The 2,441-nt window shown below is 28.6% G+C and carries 1 protein-coding gene and 1 pseudogene; both read left to right on the top strand.

The window, feature by feature from the left end; translation table 11 throughout:
• Window positions 1-773 precede the first annotated feature (773 nt).
• Window positions 774-2,039 carry a glycosyltransferase gene (locus AC4HAO_RS11270; RefSeq protein ID WP_491135396.1) on the top strand — a complete coding sequence of 422 codons (1,266 nt, stop codon included), beginning with the start codon at window positions 774-776 and terminating at the stop codon, window positions 2,037-2,039.
• 216 nt (window positions 2,040-2,255) lie between these two features.
• Window positions 2,256-2,441: pseudogene (locus tag AC4HAO_RS11265) on the top strand (IS982 family transposase); the annotation flags it as partial.

Below are 2,441 nucleotides of genomic sequence, written 5' to 3'. Positions count from 1 at the left end.
GAGTTCGTTTGTGGTAAGATGGGTGTAGGTCATTTATGGTAGTTCCTCTCAGACAAATGTGGTGTTTATCTGAGCCTAACATAAATGGCTTTTTTCTGTCTAGCTTAATTTTACAAATTGGGAAACAATAGACGAACAAGAATCAGCTGAAGTTACGGGAGGAAAAGGGAAATGGTACGATTTCATGAGAGATCCTGATTTTGTAAATGCTTGGAATACCATAGGAAACGCTATTGAGGGTAGTGGCTATGGGGCAAAATATAAGCGGTAGTTATAATACAATTATCTCATAACAATGTGACTACTTATACTAGAATTAATGCTGTATCCTTTTCACGTTATGAAATGAATTTTCTAAAAAATAACCGATTATAGTATGTTATAATGTGGCGTTAGTAATTATTTTAATTTGATTTACCTTGATTTAACGGCAGTATAGATATAGCATTTTATCATCTTAAAATATTGATGAAGATATTGCCTCTGCTATTTACCATGGTAATCATATATAATTTTATAAATCCCTGAAACAGGGTATGATTAGTCTACGTTTTCTATAGACTTTTTAGGGTGTAATAGCCAAACTTTGCATATTTCTATTACTCAATTCTACCATGTAATGAGAGAAGTAATATGTAAAGTTTTTATTTTTAACTAACTATTAATTGGTTAGACTAGCTAAATAAACATACATAGCTAAAAGGTGATTTTAGGAAGATTTACACTAATAGTATATTAGAATTAAAAAGATACCGATATTTTGGAATTTTATTATGACATATGTTAAAAATAACTTGCTTGATAAATATATTGATTTCAAATCACTAGGAATAAACCTAGAAGAGATACAACACGTATTACACAATGCGGACAGTGATATAAAAAAATATATTGATTCAAGTTTAAAGAAAATTAAATTAAATATTGTAATGCTTGTAAAAAATCAAGAGAAACTAGTTATAGAAGCTATAAATAGTATTATTGATATAGCAGATAAAATTTATATACTTGATACAGGTTCTACAGATAATACAAAAGATATCATTCAATCTACTTTTGGAGATAAAGTCAACCTAAGCGAAAAAGAGTGGATAGAAAATTATGGTTTTATGCGAAATTACGCTATGAAAGACATACCAGAAGGAGAGTGGATCTTTATTATCGATTCAGATGATATCTTGAAAACAGAAATTACTAAAATAGAATTAAAAAAATTTTTAAGTATTTTTGATTGTTTCTTCAATACGGAGGATGTAGTTTTCACTCTAAAGCAGGAAGCAGAAGAAAGTAGCATAGTTGGATCACCACAGCGTATTTTTAAAAAGACTCACAATTTGCAGTTTTATGGATTTGTTCATGAGGAACTACGGTCTAGTAATATACAAAATATCAACACAAAGATAATATTGCATAATTTAGGGACCTCAAAAGAAGAATTTGAAAAATTCAATAAATATGAACGTTATAATAGTCTACTTCTTAAAAACATCAATAATGAACCTACATACCTTAAGTGGTTTGCTCTTTTAGATTTTGAATTTGGCAAAAATAACATGGTAGATTATGATAAAAGATTATTATTTTTTTATGAACAAATAAAGCATAATAAAAAAAGTAAACCGTTGGATGATGTATTTGAAATGACATTAATGATGAAAAAAATATCTGATGAAGTCTTAAAAAATAATATAAAAAATGCATTAAGTGATATTAAATTTTCACTAAGCTATTTTAATGATAATTCACTATTTTATTACCAAAAATATTTATTAGAAATTTCTAAGTTACAATTATTATATAAAAAGCTGTTTAAAGAGTTGAGGGCAGACATAAATTCTTTAAGAGATAAGGGGGATTGTTCATCATCGCCAGCTATAGTAAACCTAAATACAGAATTTTTAGAGGATCTGGTAATAAAACTTCTATTTAAGTTGGAAGAATACGATGTTTTATTAGAATTGATTAATGATAAAAGTATAAAACAAGGAAGTATAATCAACTCTGAAAAGGCCTTTATTGATAAATTAAAAAGAGGATAATTATTGGAGCTCTAACGACATTCATCTCTCTGTGTTTAGAGGATTTAAGAATATACTCAAAGCAAAATTAAAATGGCTGTGTCTTATGCATAAAGAGTGGAATGCTTCAAATAAAATTAGTTATTCAAACCTGTGGTGCTAGTTAAAAACAGTTAACAAAAAAGTTCATTTGGATTATACTGCAAATGAGAAAAAAAAACAGCAGAGGTAATCCAAATGAACCACCTACATTATACTGCTAAAGCCCATCATTTACAATACAGTATTCCTCAACTGATCGCTATTTGCCGTCATTTTTATAAGACTTCAGCTCCTCTTGAGCTGAAACAGCGACGTCATGTCTCGCTATGCAAAGTATCAGACATACAGATTCTAACAGCTTTACTTTTCCAAAGTGAGTTA

Source organism: Streptococcus sp. ELY_137, assembly GCF_058314515.1.
The sequence above is the reverse complement of the archived record's forward strand: the minus strand, read 5'-3'. Positions and strand labels throughout refer to the sequence as shown.